This is a genomic window from Halorubrum trapanicum, from assembly GCF_002355655.1.
Lineage (GTDB): Archaea > Halobacteriota > Halobacteria > Halobacteriales > Haloferacaceae > Halorubrum > Halorubrum trapanicum_A.
This window is the reverse complement of the sequence record NZ_AP017569.1, coordinates 1,688,092-1,707,755: the sequence shown is the minus strand read 5'-3', so window position 1 is coordinate 1,707,755 and position 19,664 is coordinate 1,688,092. Positions and strand designations below refer to the sequence as shown.

At 70.7% G+C, this 19,664-nt stretch carries 19 protein-coding genes; 8 read left to right on the top strand and 11 right to left on the bottom strand.

Annotated elements, in window-relative coordinates; genetic code table 11:
• Positions 1–356: 356 nt before the first annotated feature.
• The 5 genes from CPZ01_RS08260 to CPZ01_RS08240 all read right to left on the bottom strand — a co-directional run bounded on the left by CPZ01_RS08260 (position 357) and on the right by CPZ01_RS08240 (position 3,741).
• Complete coding sequence (locus CPZ01_RS08260; RefSeq protein ID WP_017343573.1) at positions 357–899, bottom strand: KH domain-containing protein; 543 nt, start codon at positions 897–899, stop codon at positions 357–359.
• A 103-nt stretch (positions 900–1,002) separates the two neighbouring features.
• The gene (rio1, locus tag CPZ01_RS08255; RefSeq protein ID WP_096394276.1) at positions 1,003–1,980 is read right to left on the bottom strand and encodes a serine/threonine-protein kinase Rio1; all 978 of its coding nucleotides are present in this window, start codon (positions 1,978–1,980) and stop codon (positions 1,003–1,005) included.
• A 93-nt stretch (positions 1,981–2,073) separates the two neighbouring features.
• The gene (gene hjc, locus CPZ01_RS08250) at positions 2,074–2,631 is read right to left on the bottom strand and encodes a Holliday junction resolvase Hjc (RefSeq protein WP_096394275.1); all 558 of its coding nucleotides are present in this window, start codon (positions 2,629–2,631) and stop codon (positions 2,074–2,076) included.
• 83 nt (positions 2,632–2,714) lie between these two features.
• Positions 2,715–3,086: a rhodanese-like domain-containing protein gene (locus tag CPZ01_RS08245; protein WP_096394274.1), complete on the bottom strand. Its 372-nt coding sequence runs from the start codon at positions 3,084–3,086 to the stop codon at positions 2,715–2,717.
• Positions 3,087–3,168: 82 nt separating this feature from the next.
• Positions 3,169–3,741 (bottom strand): NADPH-dependent FMN reductase, encoded by a 573-nt coding sequence (locus CPZ01_RS08240; protein WP_096394273.1) that lies wholly within the window; start codon positions 3,739–3,741, stop codon positions 3,169–3,171.
• 555 nt (positions 3,742–4,296) lie between these two features.
• Between CPZ01_RS08240 and CPZ01_RS08235 the strand changes: the two genes are divergently transcribed.
• The 4 genes from CPZ01_RS08235 to CPZ01_RS08220 all read left to right on the top strand — a co-directional run bounded on the left by CPZ01_RS08235 (position 4,297) and on the right by CPZ01_RS08220 (position 7,769).
• Complete coding sequence (locus CPZ01_RS08235; protein ID WP_096394272.1) at positions 4,297–5,706, top strand: phosphoglucomutase/phosphomannomutase family protein; 1,410 nt, start codon at positions 4,297–4,299, stop codon at positions 5,704–5,706.
• A 138-nt stretch (positions 5,707–5,844) separates the two neighbouring features.
• Positions 5,845–6,216, top strand: a complete 372-nt coding sequence (locus tag CPZ01_RS08230) for a hypothetical protein (protein ID WP_096394271.1) — start codon at positions 5,845–5,847, stop codon at positions 6,214–6,216.
• A 61-nt stretch (positions 6,217–6,277) separates the two neighbouring features.
• Positions 6,278–7,021, top strand: coding sequence for a DNA polymerase sliding clamp (locus CPZ01_RS08225; RefSeq protein WP_049932029.1), 744 nt, complete (start codon positions 6,278–6,280; stop codon positions 7,019–7,021).
• A 127-nt stretch (positions 7,022–7,148) separates the two neighbouring features.
• The gene (locus CPZ01_RS08220) at positions 7,149–7,769 is read left to right on the top strand and encodes a hypothetical protein (RefSeq protein ID WP_096394270.1); all 621 of its coding nucleotides are present in this window, start codon (positions 7,149–7,151) and stop codon (positions 7,767–7,769) included.
• Here CPZ01_RS08220 and CPZ01_RS08215 read toward each other — a convergent pair.
• From CPZ01_RS08215 to CPZ01_RS08205, 3 genes are all read right to left on the bottom strand, one after another.
• Entirely contained in the window at positions 7,764–9,608 is a 1,845-nt protein-coding gene (locus CPZ01_RS08215; RefSeq protein ID WP_096394269.1) for a sensor histidine kinase, read from the bottom strand. The two genes, CPZ01_RS08220 and CPZ01_RS08215, sit on opposite strands and share 6 nt — an antisense overlap.
• An 81-nt stretch (positions 9,609–9,689) precedes the next feature.
• Positions 9,690–11,126: an MFS transporter gene (locus tag CPZ01_RS08210; RefSeq protein ID WP_096394268.1), complete on the bottom strand. Its 1,437-nt coding sequence runs from the start codon at positions 11,124–11,126 to the stop codon at positions 9,690–9,692.
• 49 nt (positions 11,127–11,175) lie between these two features.
• Positions 11,176–11,769, bottom strand: a complete 594-nt coding sequence (locus tag CPZ01_RS08205; protein ID WP_096394267.1) for a DUF7474 family protein — start codon at positions 11,767–11,769, stop codon at positions 11,176–11,178.
• A 110-nt stretch (positions 11,770–11,879) separates the two neighbouring features.
• On the opposite strand from CPZ01_RS08205, the gene mdh reads away from it, so the two are divergent.
• The 3 genes from mdh (at position 11,880) to CPZ01_RS08190 (ending at position 13,636) form a co-directional block, all read left to right on the top strand.
• Positions 11,880–12,794 (top strand): malate dehydrogenase, encoded by a 915-nt coding sequence (gene mdh, locus CPZ01_RS08200; RefSeq protein WP_096394266.1) that lies wholly within the window; start codon positions 11,880–11,882, stop codon positions 12,792–12,794.
• An 82-nt stretch (positions 12,795–12,876) separates the two neighbouring features.
• Positions 12,877–13,065 (top strand): DUF7554 family protein, encoded by a 189-nt coding sequence (locus CPZ01_RS08195; protein WP_096394265.1) that lies wholly within the window; start codon positions 12,877–12,879, stop codon positions 13,063–13,065.
• A 13-nt stretch (positions 13,066–13,078) separates the two neighbouring features.
• The gene (locus CPZ01_RS08190) at positions 13,079–13,636 is read left to right on the top strand and encodes a 2'-5' RNA ligase family protein (RefSeq protein WP_096394264.1); all 558 of its coding nucleotides are present in this window, start codon (positions 13,079–13,081) and stop codon (positions 13,634–13,636) included.
• A gap of 464 nt (positions 13,637–14,100) precedes the next feature.
• On the opposite strand, the gene CPZ01_RS08185 is transcribed toward CPZ01_RS08190, so the two are convergent.
• From CPZ01_RS08185 to CPZ01_RS08175, 3 genes are all read right to left on the bottom strand, one after another.
• Entirely contained in the window at positions 14,101–14,286 is a 186-nt protein-coding gene (locus CPZ01_RS08185; RefSeq protein WP_096394263.1) for a hypothetical protein, read from the bottom strand.
• A gap of 3 nt (positions 14,287–14,289) precedes the next feature.
• Positions 14,290–15,681 (bottom strand): cytochrome P450, encoded by a 1,392-nt coding sequence (locus CPZ01_RS08180; protein WP_096394262.1) that lies wholly within the window; start codon positions 15,679–15,681, stop codon positions 14,290–14,292.
• Positions 15,682–15,769: 88 nt separating this feature from the next.
• Positions 15,770–17,392, bottom strand: coding sequence for a methyl-accepting chemotaxis protein (locus CPZ01_RS08175; protein ID WP_096394261.1), 1,623 nt, complete (start codon positions 17,390–17,392; stop codon positions 15,770–15,772).
• A 143-nt stretch (positions 17,393–17,535) separates the two neighbouring features.
• Here CPZ01_RS08175 and CPZ01_RS08170 point away from each other — a divergent pair, with 143 nt between their 5' ends.
• Entirely contained in the window at positions 17,536–19,320 is a 1,785-nt protein-coding gene (locus CPZ01_RS08170) for an excinuclease ABC subunit C (protein ID WP_096394260.1), read from the top strand.
• The last annotated feature ends 344 nt before the right edge of the window (positions 19,321–19,664 follow it).

Below are 19,664 nucleotides of genomic sequence, written 5' to 3'. Positions count from 1 at the left end.
CGGAGGGTGCCAGCGACGAGGCTGGGGAGGCGTGAGGTGCTGTGCGGGGTGGGACTCAAAGGGGCAGCCGTGAGGCAGGCGCACGCTCGCTGCGTTCCTCGGTCGCTCACTTCGTTCGCTCCCTGCGGTACTTGCGTCGCCTGCGCCTGCCTCACGGCTGGGGCTTTGGAGGTGTTCACCGTCAATCAGGGGGTGTCAGCGTATAGCCGAGCGGCTGGGGCTTTGGAGATGTTTGCCGTCGATCTGTGGTCAGTTGTTTATAAGCAAACGGCTGGAGATGTAACAGTAGTCACGACACCGCTAGTAACAACGATTTATAAACGAACGACAGCGGCGACGCCAGCACAGAACTCCACTTATTGCGGCGCGTTGAAGCTCACGTCGTCGTCGAGCTCGTTGGACATGCGCTCCAAGTAGGAGTACACCGCGCCGTGGGGCGCCCCGTCGAGCAACATTCCGACCGCCCGCCGGACCACTTCGAGCTCCTCGGGCTGGCCCACGGCGCCCACGGTCGAGCCGTAGACGACGACGTTGGCGCCCGACAGCTCCTCGATGAGTTCGCGCGTGCGGCCGTTCTCGCCGATGATCCGGCCCTTCTTGCGCTGGAGGTCGTTGTCGTTGCGGGTGTGCTCCGACAGGTCGATTAAATCGAGCGTCCGGAGGTCGTGGTCGAGGATCGACAGCGCCGTCTCCGGCTTGAAGCCCCGCCCGATCGCCTTGATGATGTCCGGGGCCACCATCGCCGCCACGGGGTCGTCGCGCTCCTCGATGGCGACGCTCCCCGACTCCGAGTCGATGTCGAGCCGCACGTTCGCCCGCTCTTCGATCTCCCGCATCGTCTCGCCGCCGGCGCCGATGACGACGCCGATACGGTCCTGCGGAACCGTCACGTGTTGCATATCACGGAGTACCCGGCGGAGCCTTTTAAGCGTGTTCCGCCGCGGACGGTGTGTGGCCGCGTGACGGTGTCCTCCGGCCGCTTTCGGGCGACGCGGCTCCGATCTACTCGTCAGACGGCCCGTCAGATTCGCGCTCCGGCTCGCCCGACTTCCCCTCCGGCTCCCCCGTCGGGTCCGGCTCCGGCTCCGTCACGTACGCGCGGAGGTCGTCGGGGTCGACGTCGATCCCCTGCCGGGTGAAAAAGGCCGACACGTTCTCGCAGTCGCGCTTCAGGAACTCGCCCGCGTTCGGGTGGTGGACCGTCACGGCCTGCCCGAGGTCGATGACAACCAGTTCGCCCTCGTGGATGATCATGTTGTACTCCGAGAGGTCGCCGTGGATCAGCCCGGCGCGGTAGAGCCGGCGCATGTACTCGCGGACGACCTCGTAGGCGGTCTCGGGGTTCTCCACGTCGACCTCGCTCAGCCGCCGGGCGCGGTCCTCGGCGTGCCCGACCAGCTCCATCACGAGGACGTTGCGCTGGACCGCGATCGGTTCGGGCACCCGGACGCCGGCCTTCCGCGCGCGTTCGAGGTTCGCGAACTCCTTGCGGGTCCACGCCAGCACGACCGCCTTCTTGTCGCTCGCGATCCCCTCGAACCGCGGGTCGCCCTCCAGGTAATCGCGCATCTGCCGGAAGTTCGAGGAGTTGATCCGGTACACCTTCACCGCGACCTCGCGCTCGGGCGTGACGCCCTCGGGGCCGCCGCGGGCCGCCTCCGACCCCGGCTCCGGCCGCTCGCCCGCCTGCCCGCCGAGCGCCTCGAAGACGCTCGCCTCCTTGCCCGTCGACACCGGCCCGCCGAAGGCGTCGACGTAGCCGTCCTGGACCAGCTTGTAGACGGCCGCGAGCGTGGCGTCGTCGAACACCGACTCCTGGAGCTTGAACTGCTCGGTGTCCTTGATCCGCTTGCGGAACTCGTCGAACTCCCGGTCCTGCCGCCGGGCGATCCGGTCGGCCTCGGTGTCGGAGACGTCGAGCTGCTCCCACTCGTCGCCCGGCTGGTCCGCGGGTTCGAGCAGGCCGAAGTCCTCGCTCATTCGTCGGGTCGTTCGCCGCCGCGAGGGATAAGCGAGGGGGTCGGCGGCGACGAGCCCGTCGCGCGGGCGGAGCGAGAGCGCGTGTGGACCCCGCTACAGCACGTCGAGCGCGTCCTCGACCGGCATGTGGCCGTCGCGGACGGCCTCTAAGATCGTCCGTCGTTCCTCGGTTTCCGGGTCGATCCCGTCCGCGTCGTCACCGGTTCCGTCGCCCTCGCCGACCTCCGCGAGCGTCACCTTCTCCGTCTCGCCGACGAACTCCGGGAAGTCGGTGCCGTCCGCGAGGGCCTTCTCCTTTTTAACGCGGTAGGAGCCCGCGTCGGTGGTGTAGAGGTCGCCCGGGTGGAAGAAGAACCAGTCCTCGCGGTCGAACCGCACCGCGATCCGGGCCTTCGCGCCGAAGTTCCGCGCGAAGAAGAGGAGGGCCTCCACCTCCTCGCCGGTGAGGTAGATGGGGTCGCCCGCGCTCGACTTCGCCTCGATGGCGTAGAACGTCTCGCCGTCGCCCGCGAGCACGTCGGGCAGCTCCCGCTCCGTCGCGGAGCCGCTGGCCGGCGCGCGCATCACGGCGAACCCCGCCTCGTCGAGGGCGTTCACCAGCTCGCGCTCGCGGCGGTCCCCCTTCCGGTTAGCGGACACGGTCGTCGTCACCCGGTTCGGTCATGGGGGCCGTAGACGGGAGCCGGGCAAAAGCCCGGCGGGTTTCGGTTTCCGGATGACGCGACCGCACGCGGTCACCCTCGCAGCCGCCACCACAGCGACCGGAGCTTGTAGCCGAGCGACCCGCGCTCGTACCCGTTCCAGCCGCTCATTCCGCCGGCGAGCGTCGACGCCTCGTATCCCGCCTCGTCGAGCACCCGCGTCGCGCGCTTGGCGACGATCCCCATCTTGCAGACGGTGACGACCTCGCGGTCGTCGGGGACCTCGTCGAGACGGCGGCGGAGCGCGGCGTCGTCGCCGCTCCGGAGGTCGTCGTACACCGGCACGTTCCGGCTCCCGTCGATCGCGCCGCTCACGTAGTCCGACTCGGGCCGGATGTCCAGCAGGAACGGCTCGCCGTCGGTCCCGAGGCGCTCGTCCAACTCGTCCGGACGGATTCGACTCATCGGCGGAACGTCGGGCCCGCGGCGGAAACCCCTGCCGCCTGCGGCGCGTCGCGGGCGGCAGTCACGCGTCCGTCGCCGGTCGTCACGCGTCCGTCGCCGGTCGTCCCCGCATCCGCTCGGCGTGTTCGAGGACGACTCGCCCGAGTCGCTCGGTGCGCCGGCGGAGGTCCTCGTCGGTGATCCGCGGCTCGCCGTCGGGACTGGCCGCGCCCGTCTCGATCTTCGAGGAGGCGCCCTGGATCCCGACCTCGTGAGGCACGGTCCACGCGTGGACGTTCCGGAACGTCGACCGGAGGTGTTCTAAGGTTCCGCCGTAGGAGCCGCCGCCCGCGGTCGCGAGCAGGCCCACGGCCGTGTTCGCGTACTCGTCGGAGCCGCAGAAGTCGTGGAAGTTCTTGAACGTCGACGAGTAGGAGCCGCGGTAGACGGGCGTGCCCGCGAGGACGCCGTCGGCCTCGCGGACGCGGCGCTTCAGCGCCTCGCTGTCGCCCTGCGCGCCCTGGTCGGGGTGGTACAGCGGGAGGTCGACGGCGGCCAGATCGATCAGATCGGTCTCCGCGCCGGCGTCGGCCGCGGCGTCGAGCGCGACGCGGAGCGCGGCCCGCGTGGTGCTGTCCGCGCTCCGACTGCCGGAGATCGCGACGATTCGGGTCATACGCCGGGTTCGGGAGCGAATAATAAAAACGGAGGCGATCGGAACGGTCCGGAGACGAAATGACGGTTGCCGACGGCTCGTCAACGGCCCTGGGGAGCGTTTCGGTCTTTTAAATCCCAGCTGATCGTTTATAAGTAACCGACCACGGACCCGCGGCGAACACCTCCAAAGCCCCAGCCGGGAGGCTGTACGTGGTCCACTGTGGATCGACCGCGAACACCTCCAAAGCCCCAGCCGGGAGGCGGGCGCACGCTCGCTGTGCTCCTCGCTCAGTCGCTACCGCTCCTTCGCTGCGGTGCTTGCGTCGCCTGCGCCCGCCTCCCGGCTGCCCCTTTGAGTCCCGCCCCACAGCACCGCAACCGCACCTCTCACCTCCCCAGCCTCGTCGGCCTCCCTGCGGTCGGCCGACTCCCTCGCGCGTGCGGTTCGCGGCCTGCCGGCCGCTCACCGGCACGCGCCACCGCGGTTCGTTTATAAATGTCCGCTGTCGGCTTGCCCGCGCAAACCTCGCGACCGGCACGGGGCATTATTGTCCCGGCCGGTGACGTGGTCGACATGGATCAGATTGCCTTCGGCACGGACGGCTGGCGTGCGACGCTCGACACGTTCACCGACGAGCGGGTGCGAATCGTCGGGCAGGCGGTCGCGGACCACCTCAACGCGGCGGGCCGCGACGGGACGGTCGCGGTCGGCTACGACGCCCGCGAGACCTCGAAGGGGTTCGCCGAGAGCCTCGCCGAGGTGCTCTCGGGGAACGGTTTCGACGTGATCCTCCCCGAGCGCGACGCGCCGACGCCGGTGATCGCCCACGCCATCGTCTCCCGCGGGCTGGCCGGTGCCTGTATGGTCACCGCCTCCCACAACCCGCCCGAGTACAACGGCGTGAAGTTCATCCCGCACGACGGCGCCCCCGCGCTCCCCGAGGTGACCGAGGACATCGAGGACCGCCTCGCGGAGCCGGACCTCCTGCCCGAGGCCGAGCGCGGCACGGTCGAACGGGTCGACCTCGTGCGCGACCACGCCGACGCGGCCCGCGACCTCGTGGGGCGCGTCGCCGCCCCCGGTACCGGCGACGCGGTCGACCTCTCCGGGCTCACGGTCGCGTACGACGCGATGCACGGGAGCGGGCGCGGCGTCACCGACGCGCTCCTCGAGTCGGCCGGCGCGGAGGTCGTCCGCCTGCGCTGCGAGCGCGACGTGACCTTCGGCGGCGGCTCCCCGGAGCCGTCCGCGGAGCACCTCGAAGCGCTGGCGGAGCGCGTCACCGACCCCGACAGCGACGTCGACCTCGGGGTCGCCAACGACGGCGACGCCGACCGGATCGCCGTCGTCACCCCCGAGCGCGGCGTCCTCGACGCCAACCTCTTCTATTCCGCCTGTTACGACCGGCTCCTAGAGACCGACTCGGGGCCCGCGGTCCGCACCGTCTCGACGACGTTCCTCGTCGACCGCATCGCGGAGGCGCACGGCGAGGACGTGTACGAGACGCCGGTCGGGTTCAAGTGGGTCGCCGAGGCGATGGGCGAGCACGACGCGCTGTTCGGCGGCGAGGAGTCGGGCGGGTTCACCCTCCGCGGCCACGTTCGCGAGAAGGACGGCGTGCTGATGGCGCTGCTCGCGGCCGCGACCCACGCCGCCGAGCCGTTCGACGCGCGCGTCGACCGCCTGCTCGACGAACACGGGCGCATCGCGGCCGGGAAGGTGTCCCTCGACTGCCCGGACGACCGGAAGGAAGGCGTCCTCAACGAGCTCGAAGACCACATCCCGGAGTCCGTCTGCGGCTCCCCCGTCGCGAAGGTCGTCACCCTCGACGGATTCAAGCTCCTCTTGGAGAACGGCTCGTGGCTGCTCGTCCGCCCCTCTGGCACCGAGCCGAAGCTGCGCGTGTACGCCGAGGCCGACTCCGAGGGCGCCGTCGACGACCTGCTCGCCGAGGGGCGCGACCTCGTCGAACCGCTCATCTGAGGCCGGACCCGAACGGCGGGCGGTGACCGGTCGGGAGCGTCCGCCCGGACGAGTTTCAGTTTCGCCTTGCGTTCGGCTCGTTTATTTATAAATTAACCTCGTATCGTCGCGTACGGCCTACCCCGGCCGAGAGCCCACATGATCGACGAGCCACTGCCAGCGACCGAGGGCATCGACGCGGAATCGAACTCAGCCGACGAGACCGCGAGCGGTGACGCGGGCGGTCACGACGCGACCGATCGAAAGGAACCCGACCGCGACGCGTCCCACCGGTCCCGCGAGCCGGCGACGCCCGACCGGGACCCGCGGGAGGAACCGGACCGAGCCACCGACCCGCCGCCCGACCGGCTCGACGGCGACGCGACCTGCGAACGCGACCGCGGACCGGACGGCGAGGGAGACGAGACGGACGAATCCGACGCGCGCGAATACCGGCTCGAACGGCTCCGACTGTGGCGGACCGTCGTCACGCTCGCGGTCGTCGTCGCCCGGCTCCTCCGGTCGCTGTGAGCGGCCGGTCGCCGCTCCGATCGGGTGCCTTTTTAGGTGATACCGCCCAAGCTGAACGTATATGTTCAAGGCCATCGTGGGCGCGTCGACGTTTCAGGACGCGCTCGATTCGGTGAGCGTGTTGGTCGACGAGTGTAAGATCCGCCTCAACGAGGAGGAGCTCTCCATCCGGGCCGTCGACCCCGCCAACGTCGGCATGGTCGACCTCACCCTCGAAGCCGCCGCGTTCGAGTCCTACGACGCCGACGGCGGCGTCATCGGCGTCAACCTCGCCCGCTTAGAGGACATCGCCGGCATGGCCAACTCCGGCGACCTGATCCACCTCGAACTCGACGAGGAGACCCGCAAGCTCCACATCGAGATCGACGGCCTGTCCTACACCCTCGCGCTCATCGACCCCGACTCGATCCGCCAGGAGCCGGACATCCCGGACCTCGACCTCGCCTCCGAGATCGTCGTCGAGGGCGCCCAGCTCGACCGCGGGATCAAGGCCGCCGACATGGTCTCCGACCACATCCGCCTCCGCGTCGACGAGACCGACGAGGCGTTCTTCATCGAGGCCGAGGGCGACACCGACGACGTGAACCTCAAGCTCGACCGCGAGGACCTCATCGCGCTCACCGCCGGCCCCGCCGACTCGCTGTTCAGCCTCGACTACCTGAAGGACATGAACAAGGCGATCCCCTCCGACGCAGAGGTCACCGTCGAGCTCGGCGAGGAGTTCCCCGTCAAGCTCCACTACGGGTTCGCGGAGGGGCTCGGACAGGCAACGTATATGCTTGCACCGAGGATTCAGAGCGAGTAAATTGCCCAGGGAAACGTGTCCAGGATGCGGAAAATCGTTCAAGCGGGTCGGTAGTCACTGGGCACGCGGAAGCTGTTACTACCCCGAAATACCCACGTACCTTCGCGAGATTCTCATCGGCTGTTTCATGGGTGACGGGTCCGTCCCAAAGACGAACGACGGGGCTCACGGCCTGTTCCGTCTCCCTATGGTTAACAAGCAATTCTTGGAGTGGTTCGACCACGAGATGGGTATATTGAGTACCGGTGTCTCGCTTAAAAAGACGGCAGCGGAGCTGGCACGCAATAACCGTGAATCGGGGTTCAGTCCAAATGCGAGGGCTGAGAACTATCACGATATGTATACCGTCATATCGCGATCCCACCCGTTCATGCGGTCACTTCGCCGATGGTACCAGTCGGGTGAGAAGCGGTTCCCAGAGAGCCTATCGCTAACCCCACGGATCGCAAAGATGTGGTACGTCTGTGACGGGTATCTCGATGTTCAGGAGTACGGCGAACCGAGAGCAGCAATACGGATACGACACCGAGACGACCGTCAGGAGTTCCTTTTAAATCTATTCGAGGAGGTCGGCCTCTCACCGTCGTACGGCCGCGAAACGATCCGCTTCGGGGTCGAAGAGACTCGCTCGTTCCTCGACTGGATGAGCACCCCACCGCCCGGGTTCGAGTACAAGTGGGTGCTCGACTCGCGAGAGCGCTACAAGCGCCTGAAGGCACAGGCGTACGGCGAGGCACACGCCTTATAAATCGTCCACGACCGGAATCGACACCGTCACCCGCGTCCCTCGCGGCTCCCGGTCGGCGTACTCGACGTCCGCGCCGACCGCGGCGGCGCCCCACGCGACGACCCACAGCCCCAGCCCCGACCCGTGTTCGAGGGCCGTCTCGCGGCCCGACTCGACCGCCTCGACCTCGTGGTCCGGGATTCCGGGGCCGTCGTCCTCGACCGAGAGGCGGAAGCGGTCGCCGCCGTCGCCGCGTCCGGATTCCTCTCCGTCCCGATTAGCTTCTCTGCGGAGCGAGACCCGCACCCACGCCCCGCCCTCCTCGCGCTCGGTCCCCTCACCGTCGTGGTGGTCGATCGCGTTCTCCACGGTGTTCTCGACGACCGCGCGGAGCGCGTCGGGCCTGACGCGCGTGGTCCAGTTGGCGTCGTCGGCGCCGTCGACGGCCGTCTCGACGACGGCGTCCGGGTCGCGCTCGCGGGCGTCCGCGGCGACCGAATCGAGGAGCTCGCGGACGTCCGTCGCCTCGGGGTCGGTCTCGGCGAGGAGGCGCTCGACGGTGCCGGCCTTCTCGCCGAGCGCGGCCAGCGCGCCCGCGCGGCGCTCGATGGCGTCGGCCATTCGGACGAGCTCCGGGTCCTCCAGGCGGTCGCGGAGGATCTCGCCGTAGCCGTGGACGACGCCGGCGTCGTTGCGGAGGTTGTGGCGGAGGATGCGGTTGAGCACCTCCAGCTGCTGGCGGCGGCGCTCGCGCTCGGTGACGTCCGAGAGGACGACCGTGTAGCCGACATGGGTCCCGTTCGGGTCGGTCAGCCGGGAAACGGACACCGCGTACGTGCGGCGGCCGGCGCCGTCGGCGGCGTCGATCCGGACCGTCTCCCGGGAGATGCTCTGGTCAGGGTCGGCTGTGTCGTGGGAGTCGGCGTCGGCGGACTGGCCGCCGTCAGGCTCCGCCGTATCTTCCTCCCCGAGTCCGACGGGCAGGTCGAGAAAGTCGGCGAGCGGGCGGTCGCGGGCGGTCTCGGCGTCGACGCCCAACACCGCCTCGGCGGCGGGGTTGAGCCGGACGACCCGCCGGTCGAGCGCGAGCGCGACGATGGGGTCCCGGAGGTCGTCGATCGCGGTGCGCTCGGCGGCGCGGCTGGTGGTCGGGTTCCGGTCGAACATCTCCGCGCGGTCGAACGCGTACGCGTCGAGCAGGACGTGCGGGACGAACATGAGCGGCGCGAGCTGTAGCTGCGGGACCGGCCCGATCTGGAGCGCCCACGCGACCAAGGCGAACCCGGGCGGCAGCGAACTCAGCGCGACCGCAGCGCTCTCCCGGCGGTAGAGGGGGCCGTAGCTGAGCAGCGTGTCGACGAGGAGGAAGACGGCGCTGGCGACGAGGACCGTCTCCGCGGCGACGGTGAGGTACGCCCACGGGCCGAACGCGTAGGAGACGGTCTCGACGCCGAATGCGGGGTCGACGCCGAAGTCGGTCCAGAAGGCGCCGTGGAGCGGGTTCGTGGCGACGAGCGCGGACGAGAGGAGGCCGAACCCGACGATCGACCCGAACAGGCGGCTCCGGACCACGTCGCTCCGACCCGTGTACTCCAGGGCGAAGCCGAGGAAGGCGATCCCGGTCCAGATCACGCCGAGCCACATCGTCGCCTCCAGCGCGGCCCGGAACGTCGGGTCCGAGACGAGCAGTCCGACCCCGTACGAGAGACACCACGTCGCCTGCGCGGCGAACACCCCGAGGAACCAGTCGACGCCGGGCCGGCCGCGGTGTTCCCGGATCGCCCACGCGAGCGCGAGCGCCCCCGCCCCGCCCGCGAGCGAGCCGACGGCGGGCCACGCCGGGACGAGGTCGAGTGCCATGTGCGAGATACGACGGCGACGGAGGGCGTAAAACTGTCGTGCGGGGACGGGGCGGCCGCTCGCCGCCGACTCGGCGGGACGTCACCCGGTCCGGCGTCCGAACGCGACCGCCACGGGGACGAGGAGCAGCGCGCCGATCAGGAACGGCGACGCGACGGCGACGGTGTACAGCACCGCCATCAGCGGCGGGCCGACGGTCCGGCCGAGGCTCGACGCGCCCTGCGTCACGCCGAAGGCGGCCCCCTGGTCGGCGTCGTCGGCCGACGCGGAGACGAGCGTCGCCAGCGAGACGTTGACGAGGGCGTTGCCGAGCGAGAGCGCGGCGAGCGCGGCGAGCAGCGCGACCAGCGGGAGCGTGAACCACCCCGGACCGCCGAGGGCGGCGTCGCCGGCGACGCGGTCGACGAGCCCGGTGGCAGGGATCGCCGCGAGCGCGACCCCGAGGACGACCGACCCGGCGGCGACGAGCGTCCGGGAGGAGACGACCCGGGAGAGCCGCCCGACGAGGACGCCCTGGTTGATCGCGCCGAGCACGCCGACGTACGTGAGTAAAAAGGCCGCGGCCGTCGCGTCGTAGCCGAACGCGTCCGCGACGTACGGGATGAACATCACCTGGACGCCCGCGAACGCGACGGCGACGACGAAGTACGCGACCGTCAGCGGCCGGAGCGACGCGGAGGCGAGCGCGTCGCGGAACTGGCCGATCGCGGTGGTGCGGCCGCCGCGAATCCCCTCGGTCTCCGCCGCCGGGCGCGTCCGCGTCGGCTCTTCGAGGAGGGCGAACCCGACGAGGACCGCGAGGAAGCTCATCCCCGCCGCCGCGAAGCTCGGGAGGGAGTAGGCGGTGGCGGGGACGAACGCCGGGAGGAGCGCGTCGGCGCGGGCGACGACGGCGTCGGCGGCGAGGAGGCCGCCGATCGCCGGCCCGAAGACGAACCCGAGCGCGAACGAGGCGCCGACGAGGCCGAGCGCGCCCGCCCGCCGGTCGCGGGGCGTGATGTCGGCGACGTACGCCTGCGCGGCGGCGATGTTCCCGCCCATCGCGCCCGCGAGCGTCCGGGAGGCGAACAGCGTCGCCAGCGCCGCCACGGGCCCGAACCGCGTCCCCGCGGCCCCGGCGTAGCCGAACGTCGTCCACGCGACGCCGGCGGCCGCGAGCGACGCCAGCAGGACGGGGCGGCGCCCGATCCGGTCGGAGAGCCGGCCGAGCGTCGGCGCCGCGAGGAACTGCGCGAGCGAGTACGACGCCGCCAGCAGCCCGATGAAGGCGTCGCTGACGCCGAAGGACCTGACGTAGAAGGGGAGGATGGGGATCACGATCCCGAAGCCGACGAGGTCGATGAACACGACGCCGATCACCACCGCGAGCGCCCGGCGCGGGTTGGCGACGGCCGGGGTCCGGTCGCGGTCCCCCTCGGTTCCGGGGGTGTCGGCACCCGCGGGATCGGCGTCCGCGGCGTCGGCGACCTCGTCGGGGCCGTCTCCAGTCGACGCCGCGCCGGCTTCCGGGTGTGTCACGGTGGCGAGAGGTCGCGCTGGAACTTAAGCGGGCGGCCGCGAGGAGCCCTCAGATATGGCGTTCGATGACCCGCTTGGCGGCCTGTCCCTTCTCCTTCCAGCCGTACCCCTCGTCGTACACGTGACGCTTGGCGTCGACGAGCTCCTCGGGCGTCGACTCCTCGAAGCCGCCGCGGTCCCACGCGCCCGACTGATGGAGCCACTCGATCACGTTCTCGCGCGTCTCGGGCCACGAGAGGCCGACCATCTCGTACCACGCGACCATCGCGAAGACGGCGTTGTCGTGGCAGCCGGGGACGGAGCCGTGCTCGTAGACGGTGCGCATCGGCTCGCGGGTCGGCTCGGAGACGCGCTCCTTGAACTCCGCGGCGGTGAGCAGCCGGAGTCGGTCGCCGTCCTCGACGACGCGCTGATCGCGTTGGAGCGCGCCCAGCGCCGCCTTGTGGAGCCCGCCCCACTCCGCCGGAATCGCGTCCCGAAGCGCCGACTCCGAGAGGCCGTCGGGCTCGGCGGACAGCACCGAGAGGAGGTCCGTGTACGCCTTCTCGACGGTCGGCCAGCTCACGCCCTCGAACTCGCAGTCGGCGTCGTGAAGGCTGTTGGTCGTCCGGCAGCCGGGACACGGGTAGCGGAACGTCGGCACGAGGCGACGCTTCGACGCCGCGGGAGTTAGGGGTTTCGCGACGCGACCGTCACGAACGTTACTGCGGTTCCGAAACGTTTACTCGCCGTCCGGTCGCGGGTACAGACGGTATGACAAAGGTCAGCGTTATCGGTGCGGCGGGGACCGTCGGGGCCGCGGCCGGCTACAACCTCGCGTTACGCGACGTGGTCGACGAGCTCGTCTTCGTCGACATCCCGGACCAGCGCGAGACGACGATCGGGCAGGCGGCCGACGCGAACCACGGCGTCGCCTACGACTCGAACACGACCGTCCGGCAGGGCGAGTACGCGGACACCGCCGGCTCGGACGTCGTCGTCATCACGGCGGGCATCCCGCGCAAGGAGGGCCAGACCCGCATCGATCTGGCCGGCGACAACGCCCCCATCATGGAGGACATCGGCTCGTCGCTCGCCGAGCACAACGACGATTTCGTCACGGTCACCACTTCCAACCCGGTCGACCTGCTCAACCGCCACCTCTACGAGGCGGGCGACCGCGACCGGCACAAGGTGGTCGGCTTCGGCGGGCGGCTCGACTCCGCGCGCTTCCGCTACGTCCTCTCCGAACGCTTCGACGCGCCCGTGAAGAACGTCGAGGCGACGATCCTCGGCGAGCACGGCGACGCGCAGGCGCCCGTCTTCTCGAAGGTGCGCGTGAACGGCCGCGACCCGTCGTTCGACGCCGACGAGAAAGAGGAGATCCTCGCGGACCTCCAGGAGTCCGCGATGGACGTGATCAGCCGGAAGGGCGCCACGCAGTGGGGGCCCGCCACGGGCGTCGCCCACACCGTCGAGGCGATCCTCAACGACACCGGCGAGGTGCTCCCCTGTTCGGTCGTGCTCGACGGCGAGTACGGCTACGACGACACCGCGCTCGGCGTGCCCGCGAAGCTGGGCTCGGACGGCGTCGAGGAGGTCGTCGAGTGGGACCTCGACGAGTACGAGTCGGAGCTGCTCGACGAGGCCGCCGAGAAGCTCTCCGAGCAGTACGAGAAGATCGCGTAGGTCGCCACGGAGTGGGCCGACCGCTCGGACTCGGTCGCCGCCAGTCACCGGATTTTTACCGCTGCCGCGCGCTCTCTGGAGCATGAACCGCGCCGAGATCGACACCGACGACCTCCTGAAGGTCGTGCTGCTGCTCGTCGTCGTGTGGCTTCTCCTGGAGATCGTCGGGGCCGTCCTCGAGGTCGCCTCCTGGCTGTTCGACGCCCTCGCGCCGCTGATCGGGCTCGCGCTCGTCGTCGTGATCGCCTTACACCTCACGGATCGGATCTGAGACGAACGGCGACGTGTTCAGCCTCAACGTCCCGCTGCCGTCCGCGGTCGAGCGGCTCGCGAGCGATCTCCACCCGAAACTAACGGGGTTCGACCGCGTGCGCGACCGGCGCACCCTCGTCTGTAAGCGGTTCGGCGTCGACGACGTGCGGGACGAGGAGGGCGGGCGAGCGGAGGGGCCAGAGGTACCGGGCAAAGAGGCCGCCCTCGACCGCCTCCGTGAGCGCCTCCGCCGGCCGCTCGCTGGGGTCGATCCCTTCGAGGTCGCCGTCACCGGCGTCGACGTCTTCGACGCGCCGCGGTCGGGGTCGCGGCCGGTGGTATACCTGACTGTCGAGAGCGAGGGGCTGGTTGGGGTTCACCGCCGGCTCTGTGACGCGTTCGGCGCGGTCGAGGGCATCGAGGGCGACGAGTACGTACCCCACATCACGCTGGCTCGCGGCGGGAATCCCGAGCCGGGCGCGGTCGCCGGCCTCGTCGACAGCGAGTTCGACCCGGTCCGGTGGCGGGTCCACGCGCTCGACGTGTGGGACCCGGAGTTCCGAGAGGTCGCAGCGAGCGTCGAATTATAACTGATCGATTGCGGGGTGTCGGTGACCACCTCCAAAGCCCCAGTCGCGAGGACAGCACACGCTCGCTGCGCTCCTCAGTCGTTCGCTCCGCTCACTCCTTGCGGTGTCGCCGGCGGCTCCGCCGCCGGCTTTCCGTGGCGCGTCGCGCCACGCTACTTACGTCGCCTGCGCCCGCCTCCCGGCTGCCCCTTTGAGTCCCACCCGACCGCGACCGCACCGCCGGAAGACGGTCCTGCTCGCTCGCTTCGCTCGCTGCGCGGGCTGCGACTTCCGTGCTCCCGCTCGCTCCCACCGGTCGCTCGCGGGACCGCAGCCTCACACCTCCCCAGCCTCGTCGGCCTCCCTCCGGTCGGCCGACTCCCTCGCGCGTGCTCCTCGCGCCCGCTGAGCGCTCGGAGGCACGCGCCGACCGCAGGAGCACTTATTTATAAATGAAGGACACCGCGGCTGACGGTCGAGACCGCCTACGCGTCGTCGACCGCGTTCGGCTCCTCGACCGCGTGGTGCGGCCCCACCGGCCCGTGGGTCGGGCAGACGCCGGCGATGGGGGTCCCGTTGAGACAACACGCGCGCTGTTCGCTCGCGACGAGGCCCCGCGAGAGGGGTTCGCCGCAGCGGGCGCAGTACGACGCCGTCTCGTCACCGGGCATCCCTCAGCGCTCGCGGATCCGCATCGGCACCGGGTGGTTCGGGTGCATCGTCAGCGAGCCGCGCAGGGCGAGGCTCGGCCCCTCGTAGTCGAGGTCGAACCGCGAGCAGACGGTCGCGAGGATGATCTTCGCCTCCAACAGCGAGAACGCCTTCCCGATGCAGTGGCGCGGGCCGCCGCCGAACGGGAAGAAGGCGAATCGGGGGCGTTGACTGCGGCGCTCTGGCGTCCAGCGGTCCGGGTCGAACGCCTCGGGGTCGTCGTACCAGCGCTCGGACCGGTGGATCACCCACTGGGAGACCATCAGCGCGGACCCCTCGGGGATCCGGTAGCCCCCCAGTTTCACGTCGAGCTTCGGCTCGCGGAACAGCGTGTAGACGGGCGGGTAGAGCCGCATCGACTCGTTGAGCACGTTCTCGGTGTACGCCATCTCGCGGACCGCGTCCGCGGTCAGGGGGCCGCTACTCACGGCCTCCCGGGCCTCGCTCGCGACCCGGTCGCGGGCATCCGGGTGGTTCGAGAGGAGGTAGAACGCGTAGGTGAGCGCGAGCGCGGTGGTGTCGTGGCCGGCCAAGAGCATCGTCACCAGCTCGTCGCGGAGGTTCTCGTCGGTCTGCTCGCCGCGGTCGCGGGCGCGGAGCAGGACGGAGAGGAGGTCCATCGGGAGGTCCGCGTCGGGGTCGCCGGGCGGCCCGCGGACCCCGGTCCCGTCGGGGCCGGCCGGGTCGACGCTCGGGTCGCGCTCCGTGCCGCGGCGGCGGGCGACGATGTCGTCGATGACGGATTCGAGCGTGTCGATCGCGGCGTCGAACTCGCGGTTCTCGCGGGTCGGCAGCCAGTCCGGGATCAGGTACCGGCGGGGGTCGGGCTCGAAGCGCGCGCCGAGGGGTTCGAGGTTCTCCTGGACCGTCTTCACCTCCTCGTCGCTGATGTCGGCGCCGAACATCGCCGTGACGATGATCTTGACCGTGAGCCGCGCCAGCTCCAGCTGGATGTCGACGACGTCGCCGTCGTCCCAGTCGGCGACGTGCGACTCGGCGTGGTCGGCCATCACGCCCGCGAGGGCGCCGATACGGCGGTTGTGGAAGGCGGGGTTCGCCAGCTTCCGCTGGCGCTGCCACGTCTCCCCTTCGCTCATCAGGAGGCCGTCGCCGAGCAGCGTGTCCATCGCGTCGTCGAACTGCGGCTTGCGGTAGCGTTCGGCGTCCGCGACGAGCACGCGCTCCACGTCGGCGGGGTTCGTGAGCAGGTACGTCTCGCGGGGGCCGAGGTTCAGCCGCACCACGTCGCCGTAGCTGTCGGCGCAGGCGCGCAGGAAGCCGAACGGGTCGTCCGCGAACTGGCGACCGTTGCCGAACAGGGGGTCGCCCAGCGGTCCGGGCGGCGTAACGGACATACGATTTCTGGGGGTTGAGCGGGGTTAAACGTTCGGCGGGACGAGAGCTGGGGGAGAAAACCGAAGGGGCGCTAGCGGAGTCGGAGCGTTACCGCGCGTCGAGCTGCTCGACGCGAGCGATCAGCTCGTCGACGGCCGCCTCCTGGTCGTCGGTGGCGTCGACGATGCGCTCGGTCGCGTCCTCCGTGCGGTCGGAGCGCTCGCGAACCGCCTCCAGCGACGAGGTCAGCTCCTCGACGGTCGCGGCCTGGTCGTCGGTAGTGCGGGCGACCTCCGCGACGCCCGCGGCCGCCTCGTCGACCGCGTCGGCGATCTCCTCTAAGGAGTCGAGTACCGTCTCGATCTCGGTGCCCGCGTCCTCGATGCGCTCGTGGGAGCGCTCGACCGCGGTGGTGGTCTCCGCGGACTGCGCCTGCAGCTTGTCGAGGCTCTCCGTGATCTCCTCGGTGTAGCCGCGGGTCTCGTCGGCGAGCTTCTTCACCTCCTCGGCGACGACCGCGAAGCCGTCGCCGCCCTCGCCGGCGCGGGCGGCCTCGATGTTGGCGTTGAGCGCGAGCAGGTTCGTCTGCTCGGCCACGTCGGAGATCACCTCGATGACCTCCTCGATGTCGTCCATGCGCTCGGAGAGCGCGCCGACGCTCTCGACGAGCTCGTCGCCGATCTCGACGACGTCCTCGGTCGCCTCGCGGGCGTCCTCGCTGGCGTCGAGCCCCTCGTCGGCGGCGTCGGCCGCCGCGACCGCGGCGGAGTCGACCTGGTCGGCCGTCGCCGCGACCTCCTCCATCCCCGCGGAAAAGGACTGCATCTCGGAGACGCTCTCTTCGAGGAGCTCGTTCTGCTCGTCGACGTTCTCGGCGATGTCGGCGGCCGCGGCGCTCGCCTCCTCGACCGTCTCGTCGAGGTCGCGCGCCTTCTCGTGGACGCCCGAGGAGAGCTGGTCTAAGTTCTCGGCCATCTGGTTGACGACGTCGACGACGCGGACCAGGTCGGCGCCGAGGTGATCGAACGAGTCGCGGCGGCTCGCGCGGGCGTCGAGGTTCCCCTCGCCGATCGCCTCCGCGGTCTCCCGGACCTCGGCGACCAGCTCGCCCGTGGCGTCGCGCTCGTTGACGTTCTCGGTCCGGTCGATGACGACCTCGGTCACACCCACGAGCTCGGCGGTTTCGTCGTCGTACATCGGCGTCGCGGTGAACTCGATGTGCTTCTCGTCGCCGTGGCGGTCGACCATCGTGCTCGTGTCGCGGTAGCGGGTCCGGGCGCTTCCGCATCGCTCGAGGTCGTACACCTCGTCGGCGTTTTCGGGCGCTTCGAGCACCTTGTCCGCGAGCGTGTCCGCGCGCCGGCCGTCGGGGTAGAACAGCTCCGAGGCGTAGCCGTGGCCGAGGGCGTCTCCGCGGTCGACGCCCGTGAGCGCCGCGAGCGACTCGTTCCACTCGGCGACGTTCCCCTCCTCGTCGAGGATGAACGTCGGGACCCCCGTGGCGTTGAACACCTCGGCGAAGCCGGCGCCGGCCAGGGCTCCGGCCCGGTCCGCGCCGTCCGTCTCCGCGACGCTGTACGCTCCGCCGTCCGGGTCGCCGGACTCGTCGACCGCGGCCGTGTCGGCGTCGGCCCCCGGCGCGTCCTCGACGACGACGCCCCCGTCGGGGACCGATCGGGAGTCGCCGCCTCGCCCGAAGACGTTCCGCAGGCGCTCGCGAAGTCCAGTCATGTCTACGTCACCGTCTCCCAACCGCCATGATAAACCGCACGTTCCGGTGTTCATTTTTGATAACCGGCGGGTGACGAACGAGAGGGTCGCCCGCGGGCCCGCAGCGTTCAATGGCGTCGGGCGGCTACGGCGATCCGAGACCGATGGACGCCGACGCGGTGCGCGAGCGGGCCCGCGACCTCCCGACGGAGCCGGGGGTCTACCAGTTCCGCGCGGGCGAGACGACGCTGTACGTCGGGAAGGCGCTCGACCTGCGCGACCGGGTGCGGTCGTACGCGGACCCGCGTTCGGGCCGCATCCGCGGGATGGTCGAGCGCGCCGACCGGATCGAGTTCGCGGTCACCGACACGGAGACGCAGGCGCTCCTCTTGGAGGCGAACCTCATCAAGCGGCTCCGGCCGCGGTACAACGTCCGGCTGAAGGACGACAAGTCGTACCCCTTGGTCGCCTTCTCCGACCACGAGGTCCCCCGGATCGAGGTGACGCGCGACCCCGAGGCGGGCGCGGCCGCGTACGGCCCGTTCACCGACGTGGGGCGCGTCGAGACCGTGGTGAAGGCGGTGCGGGAGGTGTACGGCCTCCGCGGCTGCTCGGACCACAAGTACGAGGGGCGCGACCGGCCCTGCCTCGACTACGAGATGGGCATCTGCTCGGCGCCGTGTACCGGCGAGATCTCGCCGGAAGAGTACGCCGAGGACGTGGCCGCCGCGCGGCGCTTCTTCGAGGGCGAGACCGGCGTCCTCGCGGACCCCCTCCGCCGCCGGATGGAGGCCGCCGCCGAGGCGAACGAGTTCGAGCGCGCCGCGAACCTCCGCGACCGGCTCGAAGCGGTCGAGGCGTTCCACGGCGAGGGCGGCGAAGCCGTCAGCGACCGGAGCGACGACCGCACCGTCGACGTGCTGGCGGCCGCGGTCGAGGGCGACACCGCCCGCGTGGCCCGACTCCACAGCGAGCGGGGCCAGCTCGTCGACCGGAGCCGGCACCGACTGGACGCGGCGGCGGTGGAGGAAGGGTCGACGGGCGACGGAGATGCGGGCGACACGGGAGACGCCGACGCCAACACCCCCGCCGCCGTCCTCGCGGCGTTCCTCGCGCAGTACTACGCCGAGCGGGAGTTCCCGGACGCGGTCCTCCTCGCCGAGCGCCCCGCCGACCCGGACGTGGTCGACTGGCTGGAGGGCGAGGGGGTCGCGGTCCGGGTCCCCGGCGCCGGCCGCGAGGCGAAGCTCGTCGAACTCGCGCTGAAGAACGCCCGGAAGCGCGGCGGCCGCGACGACCCCGTCGGCGCGCTCGGCGACCGGCTCGGAATCTCACGCCCCGACCGGATCGAGGGGTTCGACGTGAGCCACGCGCAGGGGACCGCCGTCGTCGGCTCCGACGTGTGCTTCGTCGACGGGAGCGCCGAGACGGCCGACTACCGCCGGAAGAATCTCACCGACCGCAACGACGACTACGCGAACATGCGCGAACTGATCCGCTGGCGCGCCGAGCGCGCGGTCGAGGGCCGCGACGACCGCCCCGACCCCGACCTCCTCCTGATCGACGGCGGCGAGGGCCAGCTCGGGGCCGCCCGCGACGCGCTCGCGGAGACGGGGTGGGACGTGCCCGTCGTCGCGCTCGCGAAGGCCGAGGAGCTGGTCGTCACCCCGACGGGTACCCGGCGGTGGGACGACGACGCCCCGGAGCTCCACCTCCTCCAGCGCGTGCGCGACGAGGCGCACCGCTTCGCCGTCTCCTACCACCAGACCGTCCGCGACGAGGTGAAGACCGTCCTCGACGACGTGCCCGGCGTCGGCCCCGAGACGCGCCGCCGACTCCTGCGCAGATTCGGCTCGGTCGAAAACGTCCGCGACGCCTCCCGCGCGGACCTCACCGACGTCGACGGCGTCGGCGACGCGACGGCCGACACGATCCGGGAGCGTTTATAAACGGAACTGTGGACGGCAACGATATCTTATAAATGGACGCGGCGGTGGCGGTCGGCGCGTGCCCGTGAGCGGCCGCCCCGGCGGCCGCGAACGGCACCGCGCGAGGGAGTCGCCCGGCCGGAGCGAAGCGGAGGCCGGGCGACGAGGCTGGGGAGGGGTGAGGTTTCGGTGCCGTGCGGTGCGGGGCGGGACTCAAAGGGGCAGCCGTGAGGCCGGCGGAGGCGATGTAAGCACCGCAGGGAGCGAACGGAGTGAGCGACCGAGGAGCACAGCGAGCGTCCGCCGGCCTCACGGCTGGGGCTTTGGAGGCGTTCTCTGTAGGTCTATTATCAGGCGTATATAGC